The 23253-nt window shown below is 65.0% G+C and carries 23 protein-coding genes and 1 riboswitch; of the genes, 7 read left to right on the top strand and 16 right to left on the bottom strand.

Annotated elements, in window-relative coordinates; all coding sequences use genetic code 11:
• Positions 1 to 157: 157 nt before the first annotated feature.
• From EEB12_RS21650 to EEB12_RS21610, 10 genes are all read right to left on the bottom strand, one after another.
• Complete coding sequence (locus EEB12_RS21650) at positions 158 to 1519, bottom strand: MFS transporter (protein ID WP_164840885.1); 1362 nt, start codon at positions 1517 to 1519, stop codon at positions 158 to 160.
• A gap of 69 nt (positions 1520 to 1588) precedes the next feature.
• The gene (locus EEB12_RS21645) at positions 1589 to 2983 is read right to left on the bottom strand and encodes an NtaA/DmoA family FMN-dependent monooxygenase (RefSeq protein WP_141488482.1); all 1395 of its coding nucleotides are present in this window, start codon (positions 2981 to 2983) and stop codon (positions 1589 to 1591) included.
• 29 nt (positions 2984 to 3012) lie between these two features.
• Complete coding sequence (locus tag EEB12_RS21640) at positions 3013 to 4092, bottom strand: LLM class flavin-dependent oxidoreductase (RefSeq protein ID WP_141488481.1); 1080 nt, start codon at positions 4090 to 4092, stop codon at positions 3013 to 3015.
• A gap of 4 nt (positions 4093 to 4096) precedes the next feature.
• A riboswitch (SAM riboswitch) is annotated at positions 4097 to 4192 on the bottom strand.
• A gap of 179 nt (positions 4193 to 4371) precedes the next feature.
• A complete protein-coding gene (locus tag EEB12_RS21635) occupies positions 4372 to 6000 on the bottom strand; it encodes an ABC transporter substrate-binding protein (protein WP_021345389.1) in 1629 nt (542 codons plus the stop codon).
• A 438-nt stretch (positions 6001 to 6438) separates the two neighbouring features.
• Positions 6439 to 7182: an AAA family ATPase gene (locus EEB12_RS30915; protein WP_258537178.1), complete on the bottom strand. Its 744-nt coding sequence runs from the start codon at positions 7180 to 7182 to the stop codon at positions 6439 to 6441.
• Between the two features lie 174 nt (positions 7183 to 7356).
• A complete protein-coding gene (locus tag EEB12_RS30910; protein ID WP_258537177.1) occupies positions 7357 to 7716 on the bottom strand; it encodes a hypothetical protein in 360 nt (119 codons plus the stop codon).
• A 58-nt stretch (positions 7717 to 7774) separates the two neighbouring features.
• Positions 7775 to 8236, bottom strand: coding sequence for a hypothetical protein (locus EEB12_RS31060; RefSeq protein WP_306461755.1), 462 nt, complete (start codon positions 8234 to 8236; stop codon positions 7775 to 7777).
• A gap of 1 nt (position 8237) precedes the next feature.
• On the bottom strand, positions 8238 to 8558 hold the full coding sequence (locus EEB12_RS21620) for a hypothetical protein (RefSeq protein ID WP_141488480.1): 321 nt from the start codon (positions 8556 to 8558) through the stop codon (positions 8238 to 8240).
• Entirely contained in the window at positions 8555 to 8923 is a 369-nt protein-coding gene (locus EEB12_RS21615) for a hypothetical protein (protein WP_181447526.1), read from the bottom strand. Before EEB12_RS21615 ends, EEB12_RS21620 begins: the two co-directional genes overlap by 4 nt.
• Entirely contained in the window at positions 8923 to 9222 is a 300-nt protein-coding gene (locus EEB12_RS21610) for a hypothetical protein (RefSeq protein ID WP_141488479.1), read from the bottom strand. The genes EEB12_RS21615 and EEB12_RS21610 overlap by 1 nt, the downstream gene beginning before the upstream one ends.
• Before the next feature lie 509 nt (positions 9223 to 9731).
• Between EEB12_RS21610 and EEB12_RS21605 the strand changes: the two genes are divergently transcribed.
• A complete protein-coding gene (locus tag EEB12_RS21605) occupies positions 9732 to 9911 on the top strand; it encodes a hypothetical protein (protein ID WP_141488478.1) in 180 nt (59 codons plus the stop codon).
• A 12-nt stretch (positions 9912 to 9923) separates the two neighbouring features.
• On the opposite strand, the gene EEB12_RS21600 is transcribed toward EEB12_RS21605, so the two are convergent.
• Positions 9924 to 11057, bottom strand: coding sequence for a site-specific integrase (locus EEB12_RS21600; protein WP_141488477.1), 1134 nt, complete (start codon positions 11055 to 11057; stop codon positions 9924 to 9926).
• A 479-nt stretch (positions 11058 to 11536) separates the two neighbouring features.
• Between EEB12_RS21600 and EEB12_RS21595 the strand changes: the two genes are divergently transcribed.
• The 4 genes from EEB12_RS21595 to EEB12_RS21580 all read left to right on the top strand — a co-directional run bounded on the left by EEB12_RS21595 (position 11537) and on the right by EEB12_RS21580 (position 14638).
• Positions 11537 to 11890, top strand: coding sequence for a hypothetical protein (locus EEB12_RS21595; protein WP_141488476.1), 354 nt, complete (start codon positions 11537 to 11539; stop codon positions 11888 to 11890).
• 58 nt (positions 11891 to 11948) lie between these two features.
• Positions 11949 to 12167: a hypothetical protein gene (locus EEB12_RS21590; protein WP_141488475.1), complete on the top strand. Its 219-nt coding sequence runs from the start codon at positions 11949 to 11951 to the stop codon at positions 12165 to 12167.
• A gap of 160 nt (positions 12168 to 12327) precedes the next feature.
• The gene (locus EEB12_RS21585; protein ID WP_141488474.1) at positions 12328 to 13179 is read left to right on the top strand and encodes a hypothetical protein; all 852 of its coding nucleotides are present in this window, start codon (positions 12328 to 12330) and stop codon (positions 13177 to 13179) included.
• A 19-nt stretch (positions 13180 to 13198) separates the two neighbouring features.
• Positions 13199 to 14638 carry a hypothetical protein gene (locus tag EEB12_RS21580; protein ID WP_141488473.1) on the top strand — a complete coding sequence of 480 codons (1440 nt, stop codon included), beginning with the start codon at positions 13199 to 13201 and terminating at the stop codon, positions 14636 to 14638.
• 57 nt (positions 14639 to 14695) lie between these two features.
• Here EEB12_RS21580 and EEB12_RS21575 read toward each other — a convergent pair whose 3' ends face one another.
• Together EEB12_RS21575 and EEB12_RS21570 are read right to left on the bottom strand one after the other, a co-directional pair.
• A complete protein-coding gene (locus EEB12_RS21575) occupies positions 14696 to 17185 on the bottom strand; it encodes a DEAD/DEAH box helicase (protein ID WP_258537205.1) in 2490 nt (829 codons plus the stop codon).
• A gap of 2 nt (positions 17186 to 17187) precedes the next feature.
• Complete coding sequence (locus EEB12_RS21570) at positions 17188 to 19326, bottom strand: site-specific DNA-methyltransferase (protein WP_141488471.1); 2139 nt, start codon at positions 19324 to 19326, stop codon at positions 17188 to 17190.
• Positions 19327 to 19482: 156 nt separating this feature from the next.
• Here EEB12_RS21570 and EEB12_RS21565 point away from each other — a divergent pair, with 156 nt between their 5' ends.
• Positions 19483 to 19680 (top strand): helix-turn-helix transcriptional regulator, encoded by a 198-nt coding sequence (locus tag EEB12_RS21565; RefSeq protein ID WP_141488470.1) that lies wholly within the window; start codon positions 19483 to 19485, stop codon positions 19678 to 19680.
• Between the two features lie 3 nt (positions 19681 to 19683).
• Here EEB12_RS21565 and EEB12_RS21560 read toward each other — a convergent pair whose 3' ends face one another.
• Positions 19684 to 19968, bottom strand: coding sequence for a helix-turn-helix domain-containing protein (locus EEB12_RS21560; protein ID WP_141488469.1), 285 nt, complete (start codon positions 19966 to 19968; stop codon positions 19684 to 19686).
• Positions 19969 to 20104: 136 nt separating this feature from the next.
• Between EEB12_RS21560 and EEB12_RS21555 the strand changes: the two genes are divergently transcribed.
• Positions 20105 to 20824 carry a hypothetical protein gene (locus tag EEB12_RS21555; RefSeq protein ID WP_258537176.1) on the top strand — a complete coding sequence of 240 codons (720 nt, stop codon included), beginning with the start codon at positions 20105 to 20107 and terminating at the stop codon, positions 20822 to 20824.
• A gap of 254 nt (positions 20825 to 21078) precedes the next feature.
• Here the strand turns inward: EEB12_RS21555 and EEB12_RS21545 are convergent, their stop codons facing one another.
• Both EEB12_RS21545 and EEB12_RS21540 read right to left on the bottom strand, forming a co-directional pair.
• Positions 21079 to 22560 carry a HEPN domain-containing protein gene (locus tag EEB12_RS21545; protein WP_141488468.1) on the bottom strand — a complete coding sequence of 494 codons (1482 nt, stop codon included), beginning with the start codon at positions 22558 to 22560 and terminating at the stop codon, positions 21079 to 21081.
• A gap of 6 nt (positions 22561 to 22566) precedes the next feature.
• Positions 22567 to 23127, bottom strand: coding sequence for a hypothetical protein (locus EEB12_RS21540; protein WP_258537175.1), 561 nt, complete (start codon positions 23125 to 23127; stop codon positions 22567 to 22569).
• Positions 23128 to 23253: the final 126 nt, after the last annotated feature.

Genomic DNA, 23253 nt, shown 5'->3' with positions numbered 1-23253 from the left:
ACTGGCTCTCCACTCCCGCGACCGTTGGGCTTGTCTTCACTGCGACCGGTCACCACACAAGTATCGTCCCACGACTCCTAACCCATGGGTAACACAAGTCCCATGAGTCACACGGGCTCGGCCTCCCGAGGTCCATGGAGACCCACGAAATACCAGGTCACGTCCTTCGCCGGCGTCGGTCTGCCACCGCCCCCGCCAACGAGAGCGTCAACATGACCACGCAGACGGCAAGCGCGATCCCGAACGCACGTCCGTATCCGTCGGGCGACGATCCGAGTACACCGAGATACAACCCCGATACCGCGGCCAGCGAGATGGTCGCTGACAGGCGCTGAGACAGTTGAAGGAAACCCGCCGCAACACCGTTCGCGCCCGGCGGTGCATATTCGAGAGTCAGCACCCGATTGGGCGCGTCGACCAAACCGCTGGCAACTCCCGACAACACCGCCAGGACCACCAGCACCGGGATCAGATGTTCCCGCGGAATCAGATTGACCGCTGCGATGTACCCGAGGATGACAAGGATCTCGCCGACTATGGCAAAAACCACTGCACTTCGGCCGAACCTGGCAACCAGCCGCCATCCGAAAGCCGACGTCAATGCCATCGCGAGTGAGCTACCGGTCATGATCAACGCCGCACTCAGCGGGGCGAAGCCCAAACCTTCGATCAGGTAGAGGCTGAGCACCGCGTTGACGGCGAGGATTGATCCGAACCAGAAGAGTGCAACCGTCGTACCCAACCGGAAGCCCCGTGAGGCGATCAACGACGGAAGCAGTACCGGCGTCCCGCCGCGCTCGGCGTACCGACGTTCCCAGAACCAGAAGGCAACGGCAGCGCCGAACGCACCGATCAGGAAAGCCGCAGCCACAGTGACACTGGTTCGGGTCACGATGGGCCACAACAGGAGCCCGGTCGTAGTCGCCAGCAGACACAGCCCAACCGGATCGATCGATGCGCCTGATCGGGTAGTTCGATCACGGCGCAGAAAGCGAAACGCCAAGATCAGAGTGATCACGGCAAACGGCACGTTGAGAACGAGAAGCAACCGCCATCCGAAGTCGGCGTCGGAATACTTCAGCAGAACGCCACCGAGGATCGGTCCGGAAACGCCGGCCAGACCGCCCGCGGTGCTGTAAGCGCCTAACGCCTTCGCCCGAGCCTTTCCGGACACCCGGTCGGTGATGATGCCGAGCACCTGCGAACTGATGGTGCCTGCGCCGATCCCCTGCCCCAGACGAGCCAACACGATCATCGACGGATCCGACGCACATGCTCCGAGGATTCCCATCACAGCGAAAATGCTCAGCCCCGCCAAGAACAAGCGTCGACGCCCGACGACGTCACCGAGTCGGCCCGCCGGCACAAGGGCCAAGCCGAAAGTCAGCGAATAGCTCGCAAGGATCCACTGCACCTCGGAGGTCGACGCGCCCAGCGACGCCCGGATCGACGGAACCCCGATTCCGAGCACCGCCGAATCGAGAAGGGTGGTGAAGCCCGCGGCTACGCAGACGATGATCTCCCAGCGGACGGCCGAATCGAGCTTGGTGGATTCGGCCGCCGCTGTGACCGTGTGGGACAGGACCCGTTACCCCGCAGCTTCAGACGCGGCCCGACGCGTGAGCGGCGGTCGCAACCCCAAGTGCTCTCGCAGCGTCGACGTGGAGTACTCGGTGCGGTACGCCCCACGCTCCTGCAGTTCCGGGATCAACCAGTCCACGATCTCGTCGAGGCCGGTCGGCACCAGGTACGGCGAGATGTTGAAGCCGTCCGAAGCTCCGTTGCGCACCCAATGGACCAACTGATCTGCCACCTGCCCCGGAGTGCCCGCAAAACCCGAACGCTGCGAGGTCTCGATGGCGACCTGACGTAGGGAAAGATTCTTTGCCTCGGCGAGAGCCCGCCATTCACGTGCAATCGCAATGGGGTCGTTGCCGTCTCGTGCGGAACCGCGCGTCTCGGACACCGGTCGGGCAACCGGATCTTCCTCCGGTAGTGGACCGTCCGGGTCTCGGTCGGAAAGGTCCTTCCCCCACACCAATCCGACGAGGGACAGTGCGGTTTGGCCGGTGAACTGACCTTCGAGGACCCACCGCGCCTTCTCCTCGACCTCGGACTCGTTCTCCGCCAACACGATCTGCGTGCTGGGCAGGATCTTGACGTCGTCCTCCGGTCGCCCGACGCTACGCAACCGAGCCCGAATGTCGTCGGCGAAGTCGAGCGCGCCGTCGAAATGCGTCCCGTGTCGCGAGAAGATGACGTCGGCGTGCGTCGCCGCGAAATCGCGTCCAGTCGGCGAATCGCCCGCTTGAAAGATGACCGGATGTCCCTGTCTGCTGCGCGGAAGCGTCGGCGTCACGGTGATGTCGAACTGCGAAGTCTGGCGGCGTACGTCGCTCACGGCTCCCGGAGTCGACCAGTTCTCGGACGTGCGAGAGTCCGAGATCGCGTCGTCGGCCCACGAATCCCACAGTGCCCGCGCGGTTTCGATGAACTGCCCGGCACGCTCGTAACGCAGGGCGTGGTCGAGGAAACCACCGCGACGGAAATTCTCTCCCGTCCAAGCGTTGTCAGTGGTGACCGCGTTCCAGCCGGCCCGTCCGTCGGAAAGTAGATCGAGGCTGGAGAGTCGACGGGCGAGGTCGGCCGGTTCGTTGTACGTGGTGTTCTGTGTCGCGACCAACCCGATCTTGTCGGTGATACCGGCGAGGGCGGCCAACTGTGCAATAGCGTCGGGGCGGCCGGCGATATCCAGATCGAGAATCTTGCCGTTCTGCTCGCGAAGGCGAAGGCCCTCACCGAGGAAGAAGGCGTCGAACAGACCTCGCTCGGCGGTGAGTACCAAGCGCCGAAACGTCTCGAAGTCGATCTGGGATCCGCTCGAGGAATCGGACCAGATGGTGGTGTGGTTAACCCCTTGGAAGAAGACGCCGAAGTGAACGTGAGCGTCGGGTCGAGGTACGGCGGAGCGTGATGCAGTCATAGCCGAAATGTCCTTAGCGCGAAGTCAAGTCAGGAGGAGTGGACGAATCGATTTGCGGGCCGCTGCAGGCCGAGGTTGCCCCTCAGAGTCGATCCCGGAACCGGGCGTCGCGTCAACCCGGACTTCGACAGCGCCGGAAGCACGAATTTGGCCAGCACCGGAAGGTCCTCGTCGATCACGAGAGGGTGGAAATGAACACCGTCGAGGTGTCCGGCCAATTCCTTCAGAACCACGGCCGCTTCCCCCGGATCTGCAGCCAGGAGCAGTCGGCCAGTGACGACGGCATTCCCGTACGAGTTCAGCTCGATCAACCGCTGCGCCGCAGACAGATTCGGCGTATCGAATGCCACATCGACCTCGGCGACCACCAATGACGCGCCCTCATCGCGCGCCTTGGCAGCCGACTGTGCAATGGCCTCCACCGAATCACCGGAAACGAGAACAACATCGGCCTGGTGTGGTTCGATGGCGCCGTAGCGGCCGAACACCACCAACTGGCCTTGCGGCGGCCGCGGAACGATTGACGGCCCCTTCACCGAGAAGGTGTCGCCCTCGAAATTGACGTAATGCAGACGATCACGCTCGAGGAAACGGCCACTGAGATAGTCACGGACGACGGCGTCGTCCTCCCACGAATCCCAGAGATCTGTCACGACGGTAACCGAATCCCGCTGCTCCTGCTGACGCGCCGACTCCGTCGTTACCGGAGCCCTCCCCCACGCCCTCGCCGCGGCATCGTCTTCGACCGGAACAGCAAGCCAGCCGCCACGCCCACGCGAGGAGTAGTCCAATGTCGCCAATTGCGAAGAGGTGTGGAACGGTTCGGCGTACGTGGTCCCGACGACGGGGACCAGTCCGATCGTGCTGGTCGTCGCCGCCACGTATGACGCCCTGGAGACGGCATCGATGCGGCCGACAATGTCACCACTCGGAGGGAGGATGGAATCGTCGAACGTCGCGAAGGTGAAGCCCGCATTCTCGGCAGCCGCGACGCGATCGCGCACAGCCTTACCCGTGAGCAACTGATCCGGGCGATGTGAGCTTCGGCGCCAGGCAGCGGGGTGAGTGCCCTCGCCGTCCAGTTCGATACCCACGGCAAATACAGTCATGTGTCCTCCATCGGTCCTGGCGGTAGCACCCACACTGCGGTTAGGTAGCGGGTTGCTGCGGCATCATCGAGCCAGGTCTCTCAGCCACTCTGGATGGTGGATGCAATCTATGCGGGCGACGCTGAACAAGTCAAATCGCGCTTGACGAATCATATTGACCTACAACATATTTCAATACAATCATCCTGATCGAAAGGGTTGCGCAACGCTAGCCGACGTAGACACGAAAGAGCCCCGCCCGACTCGCGTCGGACGGGGCTCTCGGTGTGCGCTGGAACGCTACTTCGCGCCCATCCATGCCTGATCGAACAGCATGATGCCGGTTGCAGTCGGAACCACACCGTGCACGTTCTTCTGCCAAGCCCAGAACGACGTGAGCCCGCCGATCGGCGCCGACGGAACCGTCTCGTTCCACAGCGTCTGAATCTTGCCGATGATCGCCAGGGTCGACGAATTATCCTTGGCTTGTTGTAGATCTGCGATCAGCTGATCCATCGCCGGGTTCGCATATCCAGCAGTATTCGCCATCGAGGTGCTGTTGGTCGTGGAGAACAATCCGAGATCGAGAATCGACTCGTACATTCCGATGCCCGCGTGCGCCAGGTCGAAATCGTGCTTGACGTAGACGTTCTGCACGATGTCGCCGGCGTTGTTGGCCAAGATCAAGTTCACCTCGAACCCGACGGCCTGCAACAGTGACTGCACGGCGAGGCCGATCGCGTGGTCCTTGGGCTCACTGAGCACGACGTAGTCGAGAGTGCCGTCGTATCCGTCTGCCTTCGCCTGATTCAGAAGTTCCTTGGCCTTTTCGGGGTCGTAGGCAATACCCGGTGTGTCCACGTGCCATTGCGACGTCGGACCGAACAACTCCGAGCCAGGCAGTCCCTCACCGTTTTCCACGCGCTGATCGATCAATGTCGTGTCCAGCGCGTAGCCGATAGCCTGGCGAACGCGAACATCCGAGCCCGGTCGGCCTTCACGATTGTTGACAATCTCGGCACTACCGGCGTTGAGCACGTCGATGTAACCGGGGTAACCAGCGGACTTGGCGGAATTGATCGCCGAAGTAAGGCCGCGAATGTAGGCAACATCGAGCTGACCACTGTTCAATGATTCGAGATTGGCCTGCGGACCGTTAAGTGCAACCATCCGCAGTTTGTCCAGCTTGGGAGCGCCGCCGTAGTAGGACGGGTTGGCCTTGAAGATTCGCTCGACGCTCGGCGTGAAGAGATCTTCCGTGAAGGGTCCGGCACCCACCGCGGTGAACTTGTCGCCTTGCTGCGAACTCGGGGCGACGATCATCCCGTGCCCGAGAGCGAGCATCGACGGAAAGCGCATCCACGGCGTCTTCAGCTTGAAGTCGACCGTCGTGGGGCCGCTTGCCTGCGCCGATTCCACCGAAGCCAGCCACAACTCGGCGCCATTGCCCTTGCCCGCGTTGTACCGATCGATGCTTGCAATCACGGCGTTGGCGTCGAGCGCGGAACCGTCGCTGAACTTCACACCGTCGCGAAGTTTCAACGTCCACGTGCTTCCGTCGTCGCTGGTATCGAGCGATTGAGCCAACTTGGGCTCGAACTCGCCGCTCGCAGTGTCGTAACTCATCAGGACGTCGTACACCGCAGCGAAGGCCTCACCGCCGGAACCGCCGCGCGCTGCCGTCTTGGTCGGGTCGAGTGAGGGAACGAGCACCTGCACGCCGTACGTCATGGTTCCGCCGGCGACCGCGTCGCCTGGGTCCGGTTGCTCGTTGACCATGCCGGTCACGACGTCCCCCGACGTGTTCGTCGTATCGGTTCCGCTGTCGTCACCGTTGCTCGCGCAGCCCACCAACAGAACCCCGGTACCGAGCAATGCGACGGCGACCCGGCTGACTTTCCCGATGCGCCAAGATCTCGAGTGCGACACGGAGATTCCACCTCACTTCCAGTAGACGCAGCCACGGATCGGCCGCAATCGGCTAATAGTGATGTCCTCTGTGGAGTGACGCCCAGCACGTTCCCGGTGACCGGAAACATTCACGGAGTCAAAGGATGCGCACAACTGAGATGATCGGGCCGAGTGGTTGACGGCGACTGATATCCGAACACGAAAAAGCTCCAACCTTATGTTCGAAGAACATGAGATTGGAGCTTGTCGATAAGAATTATGGTGGCCAGGGCCGGGATCGAACCGGCGACCTTCCGCTTTTCAGTAGTGCGCTTGAGCATCGTCCCAGGTCGCGGGTTCGTACCCCGGACCGGTGACCTGGTCTTTCACTGTTTCGGTCGCGGCCGGCGCGGCGGCTTGCGTGTCACTTCTGTGTCATGTCGTGTCACATCGAGTGCTGGGCTCGCTCCAGCTCGATCACAGGTACTGCCCGGGTCCCGGCACCTGCGCCCGGTACCTCCCGCTGCCGACCTCGGCGAGCAGCCCGGTGGTGGACACCGCGCCGTCTCCGGAGAGCACGGCGCGCCGCACGATCTCGCGGAGATCGCTGCCGCTGGTCTGCTCCGGCAGCCGAGCCGCGACTGCCGCTGCGTCAACCTCGCTAGGGATGCCGTCGACTAGCGCGGCGAGGATGCGAGCCGCTGCGGGTCGGTCCGGGAAAGGCACCGTGACGATGCTGTCGAACCTCCCGGTGCGGATCGCAGCGGCGTCCAACGTCGCGGCGTCGTTCGTGCTCGCGAGCGTGAGGATGCGGGCATCGGGGTCAATGTCCTTGGCCTGCAGGAGTTCCGAGAGGCCAGCTCCTCCCGCCTCGCCGCGGTTCCGCACGTACAGGTCCACGTCCTCCAGCACCAGCAGGATCGCCCCGCCGAGTCGCCGCGCTTCCTCGACCACTGCGGTGAGCAAGTGTTGGCCGGCCTTCGCCTCCACGTAAATCACGGTGAAGCCAGAGCCGAGCAACTCCCGCGCCACCACCGCGCTGACAGCTGACTTGCCGGTGCCGGGCGGACCCACCAGTAGGACCCCGCGGCGGCAACCGAGACCGTGGCGGTTGAGCAACTCGTGCTGGTCCCCCACCGCGGTGGCACCCAGATCCACCTCTGCCCAAACTTCGGGCGGCACGACGATGTTGGTGCGGCTCAGCGGAGGTAGATCGATCACGGTGAACATGACGCCCCGGCAGAACGTTGCCCGAACGGCCCTGCCGCGGAATGGGTTCAACTCATCGGCGCGGGCCATCAGTCGGTCCAGTACCGCCTGCGCCGCGAGCTGGTACTGCCGCGTCGTGTGCACGGTGACGGCCGGGTCGTGGATGCTGCTGGCGCGAGTCTCCATCTAGATCACCACCGGCGCCTCCGGGGACGCAGTGCCGATTGGAAAGGCCGCCCGCAGAGTCTGCGGATGCCGGAGGTGTTCGCCGGGCGCGATCTCGGCCTGCGTGTAACTCGACGGGGTGCTGTGCTCGCCGGGACCCACCTCGGCGATGTGCGCGGCGATCAGTTCCGCGAGGGCGAGGGCGGCGGTCACGGCGTTGAGCGCGAGTTCCTCGTCGATCAGCTCCGTCGAACTGGTGGCGTCGAGGTGGCGCAGGTGAACCGCTCGGCTGTCTCGGCGCGCGGCTCCGCGGAGGTCACACCCACCAGCAGCTCGCCGAGTGCGCGGAGCGACGTGTGCTCGCCGTGTTCCGCCAGCCACGCCGCGACGTCGGTAATCGGTACGTAGCCGTAGCCGTAGCCGTTGCAGGGCGGGGTGCTCATCGGGCCTCCCGCTCGAACCAGACGACGACGTCGATGCCGTTGCCCTCCATGACCGGCTTGTCCATCCGCGTCATGCGCCAGCCGTCAAACAGCAACTCGACCATCCGCGGCTTCAGCTCATGCATGGTGGGCGCGCTGATCCGGACGCGTTCCGGTTCGGATGCGTCCTGCCCATCCACCATGATCGACATCGGTTCCGCGAGGATGCGGGCGACGACATCGAGCTGCGCCTCACTGAGGTCCGCGCGGCTGCGCTGCTCCAGCGTGAGCGCCGCCCAGACCGTGTTCGCCATTGGGCAGTCAGGGCACGTGCGAGGGCTGATCACGCCAAACTGCCCCGTCCGTGGCGGGTAGTCCCACCCGGCGGCGTAGGCCTCGGTGGGGGTGAGGATCTCATCGCGGCCGCACACCTCGCAGATGTGCTGCAGCCGCCAGTGCGCCATCTCTGGTTCGGTCACCTCACCGCTGCTCGGCATGACGACGATCCCAGAGGAGCGGTTGGAGTAGTGCGCGGCGTCGGGAAACCGGAACCACGGCGGTGTCGCCCACCGTGACCGTCTCACCGTCGAGGAGACGGGCGAGCTCGCTGCGGGTGACGACAATTATGCCCTCGCGGGTGTTCTGGGAGTTGCGCTCGCCGTCCTCGGTGGCGCGCACCATGACACCTTCACACGGAGAGATCAGAGTGCGCGCGGACAGCGGGTCGTCGAGTTTGTCCATGAGCGCGTTGATGTTCCGATCGGTCAGCTCGACGGTCTCGGTGTCCGGGTCGTACTTCATCGGCCTCCCTCAATCCGTGCTCGCACCTCGTCCAGACTGCGGAACTTGCTGCGGGAGGCCACCTTCTCCGCGGCGTTGTGGAGCACGTCGAGCGCGGAGTGCCCCTGCAACGCCGCGAACCAGCGGCGAGTGGACATGTAGCCGGTGCGAGCGTCAGCCTCGGCTGCACCGATTCCCCATAGCGTGGGGGCCCAGACCTCGACTGCTTCGGTGAGTGCTCCGGGTACACCGAGCACGGCACGGACTCCTGCGACTTCGCCTGCGCTCCAGGTTGACATGTACGGAGCCCAACCGTCACGGCGCACGAGGGCTGCGCGCTCGCGAAGATCAGCAGCACGCCGGTCACGATCCTTCGAAGTCGGCATCAGAGGTGCTCCTCGCACAGCGCGGGGATTGGTCCGTCGGGGATTTCGGCATCGGCGCCACAGACGACGCAGGTGCACAGACTCGCGTCCTCGGCGTCGGCTACCAACGCCATCGCCGCGTTGTGCCGATCGGTACCTGAGCCGCGGACCTCCACGTGCAGCTCCCCGTCGCGGACGTCGACGCACTCGACGACCAGATCCTCGTCGATGTTCACCAAGTTGCGGATCAGCCGCGCGTACAGCGCCGCCCATCCCGGCCAGGGGCACGCCGGCCAGCGGTGCGCGGGCTGGGAATGCACGTCGCACTCGACCCGCACGCAGCCGTTGCGCGCTGGTGCAGCTGACCTGGCGCCCCGCAGCGTTCGCAGGTCCGGGCAGACTCGGCCTCGGGGCGGCGATCCGCTCCCGTACCGCGTCGGCCAGCTCCGGGGCACTCGCCTCAGCCCTCACGTCGAGTACGCCGAACTTCTGCTTCACCTGCCGCACGACGAGGTACGGATCGATTCGCTCCAGGTCGGCGCGGAGTTCGGTGAGAATGTCCGCCCACCCATCGCTGGGATCGATCGGAGGCCAGCCGTGGCCGTTGTCGTTCTCCGTCATGGCCGTCAGTGTGGACGCCTCCGCTGACACCGTGCGAGCCGGTTTCCCGTTGCTGGGTCCGGTTCATTTGCATCGAAGCCGGCAACAGCGCAGGGACCTGCGGCCTCGTCGCGGGCTGATGCATGAGCATGGAGAAGCGATGCAGGATCGTGTCGAATGGGCTTCAGCAGCTCCAGTTTCCGTCGCTTCGAGGTGGCACCATGCGGACATGAGCAACACTGTCGCAACCAGTCCCGTCATCCGCGCCAGCGTCACCGACATTGCCGCGCTGGCCGAATTCATGAGTTTGCTCTTCGACGCGCCGGTGGTGATTGCCTCCGCAGGCGACGCCGTGCCGACACCAGCGGAACGGCACCTGGTCTTGATCGTTGCGGAGACGGCGACATGACGACGCAGGGCCTCACAGCCCCAACGTGGTCACCGCGTTCCCGATGAGCGGTGCGGACTCGCGGACGTAGCGGGTGACCATCGCCGGCGTGCGGTGACCGGTCTGCCGCATGATCGAGTGATGATCCGCACCGGCCCGCGCGGCCTGCGTCACGAACCCCGCCCGCAACGAATGCCCGCCGAGACGCTCGACCGCTTCCGGTTCGAATCCGGCCCTCGACGCACGCCGCCGGATGACCGCATGAATACCCGCGCCTGACAGAGGAGTGGCGGACAGCATCCCGTTGCGGCAGGACCGGAACAGCGGCGCTCGGGGGTCGAGCTTCGGTGCGCGCGAACGGCACGTGTGCCGACTGCCGAACGGAGCGGCATCGGCGATCAGTCGGATCACCGCGTCTCTGCCTCCGCTGTCGAACGCGGAAACCGTTGCAGCCCAGCGCACAAAGGCACATCCGGGGCAGCGCAATGCGTCTTTCGTTCGTGGCAGGGGGTCCACCCCGCCCTCACCGAGCTGGTCCGTCTTGCTCTTCCGCAGATGTACGTGCACCCCATCCGCCGCGTGCAGTTCCACATCGGCGCCGGTGAGCCCGCTGAGCTCGCTGCGACGGAACGCGCCGGCGAAACCCATCAGGAGCAGCGCACTGTCACGTCGCTCGTAAACCTCGCTGACCCAGTCGGTGGCTTGCTCCCTCGCCGTGGAGACCAGCAGCAGCACGTCGTCGGTGAGCAGAGGGGTGCGGGGCATTCGTGGTCTGTCACCGCGGGAGGCGTACTGCCGCCTGATCCCAGATGCGTTCTGGCGCACCAGTTCATGTACCGCCGGGTTGGGCGTGACCCCCGCGCGGCGGTGCCGGTCGTAGACCGCAGCGGTCCACTTGCTGAGCGTCACGGTGGCGTACGCCCTCTCCCCGTTCTCGGCGACTGTCTCGGCGGCGTCGACAAGGTAGGCGGCGATCACAGTAGGGTGGGAGGGAAGGGCCGAGTACTCGTTGCGCCGGCACCAATCCTCGAACCGTCGCCAGGCCGAGCTGTACGCGCGGCGGGTCCCCTCCGACTGGCTATCGATGGTGGCCACTCGGATCCGTTCCACCACGTCGACGGGGAGGTCCGGCACTTCGGCGCCGGGTGTGACTGCGGGAAGCACCATGGGCGGCAACGTAGGTCCGACACCCCCGCAGAGGCGGTGCGCGGCGCGGGTACCGGCCCCTGGACAACCACCCGCGACCAACGAGAATCCCTAGCCTTCCCACATCGTTTCCCCAGGTCACCACGCAGCCATGTGCGGGAATCTAAATTCTCGTAGCCTCGCGCGCATCCATCGCGAGTGACTGTGCAGAGGTGGGCGGAGAGGGGGATTCGGGCTGGGGAAACGGCGGCGATGGCTGGGGAAACGCGGGTCGGGGCGCAATTCTCGTCGGTTGCTCGGCGACGGGTTGAGCTGGGAGTTCGAGGCCGGCTGCAGCTCGGTGAAGGGGCTGGTTCCTTGCCGGAAAACCGCTCGATCGATGTCGTAGCCCGGGCCTACCCTGCTGGCATGACCGAGACTCCGCCCACCGAACTGTGTGACTGCGACCGTCGCGACCACGTCGATTCCGCCGATGGCTCCTGCCTCAACCCGAGCGACTGTTGAAGCTGAGCCTGATCGTCCTGTACGTTCCGGAACCGGCCCTCGACCGCGCCGCGGAGTTCTGCGGCGCGATCCTCGCCGCCGAACCCGTGGCCGAGAAGCACGGCGACGGTCCCGGGCATTCGTCCATCACCTCGGCCGATGAACTGGTGATGGAGCTGTACCCGATGGGATCACGGCCGCACACCACGACCAGGTTGGAGTTCCGTGGCCCGGACATGGACGCGGCGGTGCATCGACTGATGGACAAGGCCTATGCGTTACCTGAGCGGACGCGCGACGGCGCCGGTTGGTGGTGCCACGACGCGATCGGCAACACGGTGGTGCTGTTGCCGGAGCCGACCCCGAGCTGAGAGCAGCTACCCGCGCCGCGCACCTCCCTGATGCACTCGGCGGGTACACGATCGCGCCATGAACCAGGTGATCGAACCCGCCCCCGAGGACACGCCGCCCGAACTGCTGCATGAGGTGCGCACACTACTCGCCGAGTTGCAGGAGCTCGACCCGTCCGCCGACGAGTACCGCAAGGCCGTGACGGCGCTGCGGATGGCTCGGGACGTCATGGCAGCCGCGGTGGCCGCATCCGATCCCGCCTACATCGCCGCGCACCGCGATGGAGTGGGAGCATGACCGGCCCCGTGTACGACGACGAGAACCACGATGACGGCGAGCAGTGGGACGACGAGGAGCAAGACCGTTGATGAATCCGACTCCCGCTCAAGTCATCCGGACAGGGGACGTGACACCGCGATGGGCAGTTCGTTCGGCACCTTCTGGGATGATCGAACGCATGAGCAGGAAGACGCGACTCGGAGCAGCCGCCGCCGGCATCGCCGCCGCGGTGGCCCTCTCGGCGTGCTCGACGGCGACGGGAGGCGCTCCGGTCGCTGTTCAGTCCAGCGCGGTGGCCATCTCATCCAGCCCGGCGACGGAGCCCATCCGGTGGGTGAACGTGCAGGATCAAGCGCCGGTTCTGCCACGGGATACACAAGGCATGCAGTACGGCACGGACGCCAAGCCCGGCATCGGGTTCGGCTACCGCAACATCGGCAAGCAGTCACGAGTCTGCACCCTCGGACCCGCTGTACGCAGCAGCGACGGCCGCAGTGGCTTCATCACAGCTGGGCACTGCACATCAGGGAAGGCCTCCACCCCGGCGTACCTCTCGCAGACCAGCGACGCTCTCGGCCCGCAGGCACTGATGGGCAACGTGGAGTCCGCCGTTGACGACGACGCGGCCAACGACTCCGCGATCACCTGGGCCCCCGCCGCTGCCGACGCCAGCCGCATCGCCGGTCGATGGCCCGTCGCCGGGATCATGGCCAAGGCGGACGTGCCGAACCTCGTCCAGCCGGGAGACCCCGTCTGCATCAACGGCGCCCGCTCGGGTGTCGTATGCAGCCGCTTAATCAGCGCCGACGGCTACAACATCCGTACTGAGGCCGTCACGCAGGGCAACGACTCCGGCGCGCCGGTCTTCGTGGTCGCCCCTCCGGGTCGGCGATCCTCATCGGTATCCACCGCGGCGTTGACGGCAACGCCGGCATGGCGACCTTCATCAGCACCGTACTCGACCGGCTGCACGCCACCGTCGCTCTCGGCACCGGCCAGTAAGGCGTCTCGGGCCCGTTTTCGCTGGTAGAGCTGGCATCCTGGAGCGCATGGCACCCTCAGGAGAGCATCGCCCGGAGAATCTCGGACAGGCGGCGGTTCATGCAGCCGCCGTTGCGACGAGCAACTCGGCCATCGCACTACGCAAGCAGGTAACCGACCTCAATAGGCATGCGTCCGGCAAGACCATCACCGAGCAGCTCGAGATCCTCACGAAGCAGGCGGGCATCGCGGAGAAGGCCGCGGCGAACTTGGCGATCGTCGCAGCAGCTCTGAAGATCCGCGAGGACGCGGCCAAGACGTGGAACAACAACGCGCCCAAGGACTCCGAACTCGACGCCGCACGCAAGGCCGTCCAAGATGCGCGACAAAAACTCAAGGACGCTGCCACAGCGAGTGGCGATACCAGCGCAGCCAAGACTGAGCTCGAGAACGCGTCGAAGAAGCTCAAGGAGCTCAACGACAAGCGGAAGGCCGCCGACGCCGCGTACGACAAGGCCGAGGAGAAGGCCGAGGAGAAGCTCAAGGAGATAACCACGGGTAGCGGTACCGAGCAGGACTCTTCCGGGCGCGATGTACCCGGCGGCACCGACTCTGGCACGCCCGCTCCCGGCACCGGCTCCCCTCGACCGAGCGGCGAGAACGGCAAGCGCAGCGACCCGAGCAAGACCAGCACCGGTACCGGCACACCGAAGCCCAGCAACACCCCCGCCGCCACTCCCGCGGCGGCGAAGCCCGCCGAGACCAAGACCAGCGGCGGCGATGACCTCTCGTCGCTGCTCACCCAGCTCGCCTCTAAGCAGCAGCCCCAGTCGCAGCAGGGGCAGCAGCAGGCGCAGCCCGCCGCGTCCACTCCCGCGACCACCCCGCAGCAGACCCAGCAGCCGGAGAAGGACAAGACGAACCCGCTCGACAAGCTGTTGGGCGAGGACGGCGTGCTCGATACCGCCGACCTCACCGGTCTCATCGGCACGCCGCTCACGCTCGGCGGAGGCTCGGCGCCGACTACCAGCGCTCCCGCCGCAGTGACGCCGTCCTCCCCCGCGGCGCCGTCGACTCCGTCGGCCACGGGTCTCAGTGCCAGTGCCACGGCGAATGCACAGCCTGTGACCTCCGGTACCTCCTCGACCGGCCTGAACACGGGCAGCGACGTGTCGGGTCGCTCGGGTGAGCCTCGGTCGGCGTTCTCGGTCGGCCCGGAGACCAAGACGTCAGGCGCCACGGGCACCAGCGCAGGCGGTGCGGCTCCGGCCAGCGCGACGGGTACGCGACCGATGGGCGCTGGCGGCATGCCGATGATGCCGATGGGCGGCATGGGCGGGCCGGGTGGCGCGGGCAAAGACCGCGAGCAGGCGCAGACGGTCAGCGCTGCTGGCAACCCCGAGTCCGATGCGCTGCACGGCCGGCACACGGCGTCCGAGGCGGTGCCCGGCGGCACGATCGCACGCGGAGACGGAAGACGGAGCGGTCCGCCGGCTGACGCCGCGTAGTCCGCCACCGGCGATCGGTTCGGCTCCGGGGTTCAAGCCAAGCTGCAGCGCGTTTCTCTACTCAGGTTCAGTCGCTACCTTCAGCGCTGTCCACGAACCCGCGTGCTTGATGTGCGACTCGGTGGCGAACACGTAGTGCCAGTCTCCGAACTCGCCCTTATCCCGGACGAAGCGCGCCCAGTTCTCGGCGGCTTCCCGTTTCCGGAGAACGTCGGCGTCGAGAGCATTCTTGTCGGATTTGCCTTCGATCAACCAGTAGACCCCCGCAGTGTCGAGCGCGATGAAGTCCGGGAAATAGCTGCCATCTCGACTCGTCGGAATGAAGGCAGGGCCGTTCGTGTATAACCGCAGCCACCATGCGATGTCGTCGTCGCGGTCGAGCAAATGGGCGATCTTCCACTCAGTCGACCCGGCGTCGAAGGTTGCTACGGGCATGATGTTGCGCTGCCAGCCAATGAATTGGACGTGCTTGACGAACTTGTCGCTGTAGGCATCGCGCGCCGCGTCGATGATCACCGGCTCGATCGGCAGTGTGACGGGTTCAAGGTCGTAGACCATCTGACGAAGGCGCTTACTGTAGGCATCTTTGATGAGGCGGGTCATGCCTCCGATCGCCTGCTGACGACGGTTCTCACCCCATTCGGCGGTCTCGTTCCCCGTAACGACACCAGCGCCCTTCAGGAAGGCATTGGTGATCCGCCGCGCCGCGCGCTTCTCCGAAGCCGATTCCTCAACCTGACGGAAGATCGCTGCGGTCAGGTCCTCGCGGATCGTGTCGATCCCGAGGTACATCTGCTGGGCCTCGACGTTCTTCTGCGGCGCGACCTTGATGGTGATGTCGTCGTGGTCGTCGCGGGTTGCGATCAATGCGTCTTTGGCAAGGAAGGTCGGGATCTCAGTGATGAACCGAGCACCAGCAGCCTGCGCATCCCCATCCGGAATGTCTGAGAGGCTGAACGACGCCACCGTCATTCGGGCGACGCGTCTCGGGAACAGAATCTGTGGCGCGTTCCCGACTCGTCCCATCGGCTGGGGTGCGGGCTCGGCGATCCTGTCATCGGTCTCTTGGGTGAAGAGAGTCGGCTCAGAATCTTCGCCGCCGTCCGTATCGATGAACGTGAGTGGCTGAACGCCGGTGCCCGGCTCTAGGACGTCCTCATCGGGATCTGCTTGGCCTTCGAGCCCCGTCCCGCCCAGGTTCGTCGGGCTGGTTGGTAGCTCTGGGTCGGGCACTGCAAGGTCGCCAGCAGTCATCGCCGCGCCTTGCTCATCGACGTCGACCTGTGAGGGGGCGATCTCGATGCGCTCACGAAGCGCATCTTTCTGCGCCAACAGCTGCTGGTACGAGTCGTGCGCTACCAGGTCAACCTGATCGACCATGGCCACCTGCGTGAGAACTCCGAACGGCAACCGGAGACCTCGGCCTAGAATCTGCTCGGTCAGTCCTTGCGACGCCAACCGCCGCAGCGCGACGATCACTGCGATATTGCGGACGTCCCACCCTTCGCGGAGCATGTTGACACTGACGATCGCCCGGATGGGTGACTCCGGCGCTTCACAAGCAGCGAGGGCGGCAAGAGCCTCGTCGGAGGACTGGGACGTGATCTCCAAGACCGCAGCGGGATCCCCGATGAATCCGTCCTGGGCGAGTGTCTGTCCGACCTCCGTCGCGTGGTCAATCGAGGAGCATACGACGAAGAGCACTGGCTTGATCTGGGGTAGATCTGGCCGGGTAAGGAGAAACTGCCGGTACGCGGTCTCCTTCTTCCGGAGCAGGTGGCATGCATCAGCCAGCTGAGTGCGCTCGTCCTTAGTCCCATCTTTTCGGTACACGATCACGGGGGTCTTCACGTGACCGTCCGCGATCGCCTCCCCGAGCGTGTACTGAAAAATCACCTTGCCCAGATCCGACTTGGAAGGTGTCGCGGTCAGACCGATCAGCGCCAGCGGGTTCAACTCTCGAATCGCCGCCGAGAACGCCGTGGCCTTCTCGTGGTAGATGTGGTGCTCATCAGCGATCACTAGCAGGTCGTCGGCTTGCTCCAGATAGGAGTACAGGTCATCGCCGAGGTTCTCGTCGGTGTCGCGGACCTTGCGGGAGACCTTGTCCGAGGGCCGAATCAACTGCTGGACGTTGAACACGAACACCTTCAAGGCGTCCGGGTCGCGTAACGCCGCGCCAACAGCGCCCGCTCTGAAATTGTCGGGAGTGATAACGATGGGCTCGTGGTCGGCACCGGCCACGTACTTCGCCGACGCCGCGTCAAAATTGTCCAGGGTCTTGTTCTGGATGACGCTCCCCGGCGTCACCACCAGCACGTGCCGAACTCCCTGCGCGGCGGCGTAGTCGACCAGCGAAGACATCAGGTAGGTCTTGCCAACACCGGTGGCGAGGTCGGTTACCAGCTCCGGGAAGCCCTCCGCGGGGGTGGCAATACCGACAGCCTTAATGACTGCCTCCAGCGCGCGTCTGTTGGGATCTCGCAGATCAAACCGAGCGGCGATCTCGTTGATCAGGAGTTCATCGAAGACGATGTCGACGGACATAGTCACTTCACCGTCCTCTTCGGGAACAGGTCCCGCGGCGCCTTCCTCAGGCGTGACCCGGGGGACAGCTCCGTCAGCAGCGTCTGCGCTTCTGGGAGCACAACCTTCGCTACCACCACAGCTTTTTCCTTGACGCCGAGCTGCTCGACCACCGTGTGTACTACGATCTCGTCTGCGACACCGTCCACTACCGCAAGCCTCTGACGACCTCGGACGCCGCAGAACACCGGGTGGTCGGGCGTGAACGTGAACTTCAACTGTGCCGCTACCGACCGCGACCACATTCCGTTGATTGCTTCCGGGGACAGGTAGACATCACCGTCTTCGTCGTCCACCTCATACATCGACGGAGCTACCTCGAGGTGGGTGAACCCGCCACCGCCGTGCCACTTAACTGTGACCGCGTCTCGCGTGCGAGTCCTCCTGTTCAGCTCGGTCTTGACCGATTTGGTGACGTCGACCTCCGACAACGCCCCGTTTTTGCCAACCTGCCCCAGAAGAGCAAGCAAGGTCGCGGTGTCGTCAGCGCCGAGACTGAGTTCGCCTCGCTTCTGAGCATCCCGAACAGCACCGGCCAACACCTTCGCGGCGTTAAGCGTCAGCGGCGGCGCTTCAAGATCATCGCCTTCTGCGGGAGGGTTGCCGAGTACGCGCCCGAGGGTTGTCTGGAATTGCTGTGCAGCTTTGGGGTCTACATCCAGCGGGAGTGAGACCCCGTTCGCTGCTACGCGCACGGATGAGGTCGTCACGCCTCCAGGGTCGTCTCCCTTGAGCATCCGAATCAGCCGGGGCTTGGTGAACGCCTCGACGGTGTCGGCGATCAACTCACTAGTGACCCAGCGGCGCCCCATCTTGTGGGCTACCGCGGCTGTAGTCCCGGAGCCGGCGAAGCAATCCAACACGATGTCGCCCGGATCGCTCCCGATCTGAATGACGCGTTCCAAGAGTCGTTCAGGCTTCGGGGTGGCGAAGGCGTTCAGGTTCGGGAAGATCGCCTTGACTTCGGCCTTGGCCTCGCGGTTGTGGCCGACTAGGTCGTTGGTCCACCAGGTGGAGGCGACAAGGCCCTTGTTCGGCACGTAGGCCTTACGGCCCAATCCGCCTTCACCGCCTGAGCGGAGCAGGATCTGCGGCCACTCCCCCTGGTCGTACCGTTCGCGCGCGCGGACGCGAGCTTCTGCGAGTGGGACGGTCAGCGCTACCGCCATTACGTTCTGCCGAACGTCGTCGGGCTTGACGCCACACAGTTCAGCGCGCTTGTGAACGTCGCCCAAGTCGCGAAGTTCATACGGCGCGTACTCGTTCATGATCTCGAGGATCTGAGACTGTTGAGTCCACCAACAACGACCACGAGCGGGGTAGACACGCTCGCCCGTCATCGGGTGCTCGATGGCGTAGACCATGCCTTGGTGGGTCTTGGCCCCTGGGGCGGTGGGGTTGTCGTCGAACCACGGCTGCGGGTCTCGGTCTGGCGAGGAGAATCGCGCGTCGGACTCAGCGGTTCTCGGAAGGCGGTTGGGGCTCCACTCGGGAGACGCCCGATAGACGAGCAGCGTGTCGTGGTCCACCGACAGCGTCTTTGCATCGTTCCGAGTCGAGTCAGCCTTCTGCCACGCCACTTCTGCAGCAAAGTTATCCGAACCGAGAATCTCGTCCATCACGGACCGGCAGCGGTGCACCTCAACGTGGTCGAGATGCACCCACACCGACCCGTCCTTCGAGAGCAGAGGCTTGATCTGCCGCAGCCGGTCTCGGAGCATGGTGAGCCAGATCGAATGCTCGATGTTGTCCTCGTACTGAGTAAACGCCTGGCCGGTGTTGAAGGGCGGGTCGATGTAGACGAGCTTGACCTTGCCCCGATACTTCGCCGCCCACTCAGGTGTCTTCGCTAGCGCATCGAGAGCATGCATGGCATCGCCCGTGATCAAGAGGTTGTCCACGGTTGGCTCGGGAAGGTCATTGGGTCGATCCGCCGGCGTGGGGGCTTCGATCCGGTCGACCTCGCGTAGGAGTCGCACTTCGCGGACGCGGGGGTCGTCATGGTCAGTGAAGGTGTAGTCGTACTTCCCATCACCGGTCGAAAGGAGCGCCCGGTCCTTGTCCGTCCACGTAAGTTCGAGCCGACCTGTGTGCCTCGCCATGCCCTCGCCCTCAATGACCTTCTGTGACTACTACGGGAACTACCTTACGGCGGGGACGAGGAGGGCCCCAGCAATGCATCTCCCGGTGGCGCGGCGGATGCAGTGGCACCGGAGGAGACCTCGCAATGCATCCCGGTTTCGGCCTACGGTCGAACCATGGAACCGGACCAGTTGCTCACCATCCCCGAAGCGATCGAGAAGCTGCGCATATCGAGAACCCATTTCTTCCGGCTGAAGCGCGAGGGCATCATCACCGACATCCGCCTCGGGCACCGCACCCTGATCCCAAGCCGCGAGATCACCAGACTGATCGACGAGAGGTACCGTCCGCCGACACCGGGGAACGCCGGGTAGCTGCTACTCCATCGCCGCGGCCTGCACCGCAGGGTCCGCCGCGACCGCGGCGGCGAGCTCGGCGGCGGTCATCTGGTACGCCGCGGCGAGGGGTAAGAGCTCGGTCACCCGCGCCGGACGCTCTTCCCGCTCCGTTATACTCAAGACCGCCTTGCTGATCCGACTCGCCTCGGCGGCATGGTCGAGCGTCAGTCCGGCACGTTCGCGTACCCGTCGTAGCACTGCGCCGGCGTCGGCGTCGGCTCCTGTGACTCGTTTCGGTGTCCATTGCGGCTCCTCGTCACCCATGTGGCCATGCTCCAGGGATTTACTGAGGCATGGGTGGCGGCGCGCCGGGACGATGGCGAACTCATAGCCCGGTGAACGATCGACCCGCGAGCAAACCTCCCCCCAACCTGCTACGTCGCCTGGATACGCTTTGGAGATGGGAGACGATGACGCGGCCGAGGACCGCATTGCGGACCTGAAAGCTCCGCGTCTTGGTGAGGAGACCGCCGATGTCATGATCACAGTCAAGACCTACCCCAACCCCAGCGAGACCTACGGCGAGACCGTGTGCGTGGCCGGTGTACGCCTCGACCGCGGCCAGCCCGATTGGATCCGGCTGTACCCGGTGAAGTTCCGCAACGCCGACTTCGATAGCCAGTTCAAGAAGTACGAGGTCATCCGGATCAACGGCACCTACCACCAGGCCAACGACAACCGTCCCGAGTCTTTCCGGCCGCGCCAGGACGAGATGGTGCACGTTGAGCGGCTCGACACCAAGAAAAACTGGCTGCTGCGGCGCACCAAGCTCGGCTCCCTCATAGGGGAGACGACGATGTGCGACCTGCTCGCACAGAATCCGAAAGGTGGCATGGCGACGCCGTCGCCGTCACTCGGGCTGATCAAGCCCACCGACATCGAAACGTCCGTGGTGAATGGTGACCCGTGGACCACCGCCGAACAGACGAAGATGAATCTCGACCAGGCGGATCTCACGGATTTTCGAGTCGGGGAAGTTCTCCGACCACTCGAAAGACAGGTCACGGTCGTCTCGGTTCTCGGCCATCCCGTAGGCGATCGTGAGGTCGATGTCGGGCCGGTACACCGCTATCTCGGCGTGGCTGTCGTGGTCGAGACCGGAGGTATCACCCGGACCTGACCATGCGCCGAAGCGGTCGCGGTAGGTGGGGCCGATCTTCAGGATGCGGTGCCAGTCGCTCGCGGTGGAGTCGGCTACTAGGGTGCGCAGCTCGTCGAGTGTCATGGGGCCTCCGTATAGGGATGGTCGCGAGCGGAGCGCTCGCGCGGTGGCGTCAGGGTAGGCGGCGGGTACCGACAGTCGACGTGGCGTTCGGTGCCCGCGACAAGGCGAGGCGCGGCTCTGGTGCCCACCGAACGGTCGGCGCGACTGGCCTACTCCCGCGCGAACACCTTCGGCCATATGCTCCGCCAGTTCCGTGCATCGCGCTCGAAACGGCTGTTTGCGCGAACCGCGCCTGCCAAACGCTCCGGTGGAACTCCCGCCTCCAGCAACAGGCACACGGTCAGGACCCATCGCAGGGACCGGGTAATGTAGTGCATCTCGGTGAGGTCTGGATTCTCCCCCTCCTGGCGCAGCCCATGCGCAAGCGTGTTCCGCTGATCCGTCACCGCGCGCTTCCAACGGTTGATCCGACCGACACACTCCGGAACAGCCTCGGCCGCCCGGCCCGCCAATGCCTCGATGCGGCTGGGGAACGACGGCTCGTAGAGGTATTGCCCGACTGCCTGCTGAAGCGCCTGTCGCACCTCGTCGGGAATGTCGGCGTCCTCCAGTCCCGCTGCGGCCGCGTCAACAGTCTCCCCCGTCCACCGACGTTCGCCCGGATACAGCCGCCGGTGGAGATTCTCGGCTGCGGTGCACAGGCTTAACGCTTCGGTCTCCACCGTCTGGAACTCGCCGGCGTAGGACGCCGCGAGAATCTGTGGCACCGGCGATACCCGCTGCGAGAGTTCAAGCCACCGGCCGATGAAGTCGGCGCCACCGGCACCTTCGAGCGTGAGGAGAGTTTCCTCGGCGCAGTCGCGGGGCGCGGACGCGTCGACCACGTGGCCGTACACGTCTGCGGAGTCCCCACTCGGGACCGACAGGTTCAGCTGGCGGACGCGGCACTCGGCCCCGTTGAGAATCGTGAGCGCGGTTGCGATTGGTGTCGCGACGGTGGACACAATCGTGGACAACGGAAGCGCGTGGTCGAATGCCAACTTCAGGCGTGTGCCCGTCGTGAGAACGATGTCCGGACCACCGAGCGTCGGGATTGATGCCAGCGGCTCGAACCGCACCTTCCCGGTTGCGGGAGTCGACACAACCCCCTCGGCGGCGTCCGGCGGGTCGTAGACCCACTTCATCGGTGTCATACCGGTGTCGGGCAACTCGGTGTGGACCGAAGGCAGGTTGGCGAACGCGTGGAGTCCGGTGACATCCAAGGTCACCGTGTCGAACTCGGTCTCGTCGTCGGGGAGCAGCGCGCCGACGAAGCACCAGTCCGCGCGCAGCACCTCGCGGCTGCGTGGTTCGTCTTCCCCGGGGCTCGGGAACCCGAGCAGGTGGCGACGCATGGAACGCAGACCCCATAGCGACACTTCGCCGGGGTTGATCGCGGTCGCGCCCAGCACGACGGCGTCGTCGGTGACGCGTTGCTGCGGAGGGCCGCCGGCGAAGGATCCGGGTCCGCGCTGGGTCCACTCGACGATCGGGTTGAAGCTGGGACTGACCTCAAGCTCAACGCGGTTGTCCCGGAACCTCAGCACGCCGGTTCGGGGTGGCGTTGCCGTCGTCTCGGCTGCCATTGCCTTGGACACCACCTGGAACTGTCCGATGGTCTCAGGGGTCTGCTCCGGGAACCGATCCACCATATGCAGCTACTCCTCTTCCAGTACAGGTGTCGGCGACTCGCCGAACGGGCGGCGCCAGAGCGCTCCCACTTCGTCGGCAAACTGGATGTCGGCGCGAACCTCGGCGTCACCGTCGACGACGTACAGCACACCGGCAGACTGGCCCGCCGGAATGACCCGGGGAAACCTGTCGACCATCTGCTGCTGCATGTGTTGGAGCACCTGGGCCCCCTGCGGCGAGTTCATGAACTGGCCGGACAACATGGGACCGAAGCTACCCAGTTGACCCAGCTGTGACATCTGCGAACCGAATCCGGACCCCGGCGGCAATCCCGAGTACATCGACTGAGCCCGCTGCCCGATGGCGTCGAGACCTCCGCTCAAGCCCTCTGACAGCACATCGTGCACAAGCTGCCGCATGGAGATGTTCCCCTTCGCCGGTCGGCACCGGTCCGACGAACGGTCGCCGTCGTCCTCCACCGTGTACACGTCGACATCGAGATCGGTGATGGGTCCAGAGGTGCCGTTGTTCACCTTCACGGCCCAGAGGTTGGTTCCGATCGACAGCGCTTCGATCGAGACGGTCACTGCACGGATGCGCCCACCGCTGTTGCCAGCCTCCGTGGGCGCCCCGTAGTTGACGTTGGTGATGATGTCGCGGCCGGCGTTGACGTTGCGCTGCGACGAGGTGAAGGCCTGCGCGGGAGCAGACGA

Source organism: Rhodococcus sp. WS1 (assembly GCF_003797745.1).
GTDB classification, from domain to species: Bacteria; Actinomycetota; Actinomycetes; order Mycobacteriales; family Mycobacteriaceae; genus Rhodococcus_F; species Rhodococcus_F erythropolis.
The sequence above is the reverse complement of the archived record's forward strand: the minus strand, read 5'-3'. Positions and strand labels throughout refer to the sequence as shown.

Coding starts and splice junctions, on each gene's coding strand:
- EEB12_RS21645 (WP_141488482.1), bottom strand. CDS start 2,983: ATGACTGCATCACGCTCCGCCGTACCTCGACCCGACGCTCACGTTCAC.
- EEB12_RS21640 (WP_141488481.1), bottom strand. CDS start 4,092: ATGACTGTATTTGCCGTGGGTATCGAACTGGACGGCGAGGGCACTCAC.
- EEB12_RS21620 (WP_141488480.1), bottom strand. CDS start 8,558: ATGAAGTACGACCCGGACACCGAGACCGTCGAGCTGACCGATCGGAAC.
- EEB12_RS21615 (WP_181447526.1), bottom strand. CDS start 8,923: ATGCCGACTTCGAAGGATCGTGACCGGCGTGCTGCTGATCTTCGCGAG.
- EEB12_RS21605 (WP_141488478.1), top strand. CDS start 9,732: ATGAGCAACACTGTCGCAACCAGTCCCGTCATCCGCGCCAGCGTCACC.
- EEB12_RS21600 (WP_141488477.1), bottom strand. CDS start 11,057: ATGGTGCTTCCCGCAGTCACACCCGGCGCCGAAGTGCCGGACCTCCCC.
- EEB12_RS21590 (WP_141488475.1), top strand. CDS start 11,949: ATGAACCAGGTGATCGAACCCGCCCCCGAGGACACGCCGCCCGAACTG.
- EEB12_RS21585 (WP_141488474.1), top strand. CDS start 12,328: ATGAGCAGGAAGACGCGACTCGGAGCAGCCGCCGCCGGCATCGCCGCC.
- EEB12_RS21580 (WP_141488473.1), top strand. CDS start 13,199: ATGGCACCCTCAGGAGAGCATCGCCCGGAGAATCTCGGACAGGCGGCG.
- EEB12_RS21575 (WP_258537205.1), bottom strand. CDS start 17,185: ATGTCCGTCGACATCGTCTTCGATGAACTCCTGATCAACGAGATCGCC.
- EEB12_RS21570 (WP_141488471.1), bottom strand. CDS start 19,326: ATGGCGAGGCACACAGGTCGGCTCGAACTTACGTGGACGGACAAGGAC.
- EEB12_RS21565 (WP_141488470.1), top strand. CDS start 19,483: ATGGAACCGGACCAGTTGCTCACCATCCCCGAAGCGATCGAGAAGCTG.
- EEB12_RS21560 (WP_141488469.1), bottom strand. CDS start 19,968: ATGGGTGACGAGGAGCCGCAATGGACACCGAAACGAGTCACAGGAGCC.
- EEB12_RS21555 (WP_258537176.1), top strand. CDS start 20,105: ATGGGAGACGATGACGCGGCCGAGGACCGCATTGCGGACCTGAAAGCT.
- EEB12_RS21545 (WP_141488468.1), bottom strand. CDS start 22,560: ATGGTGGATCGGTTCCCGGAGCAGACCCCTGAGACCATCGGACAGTTC.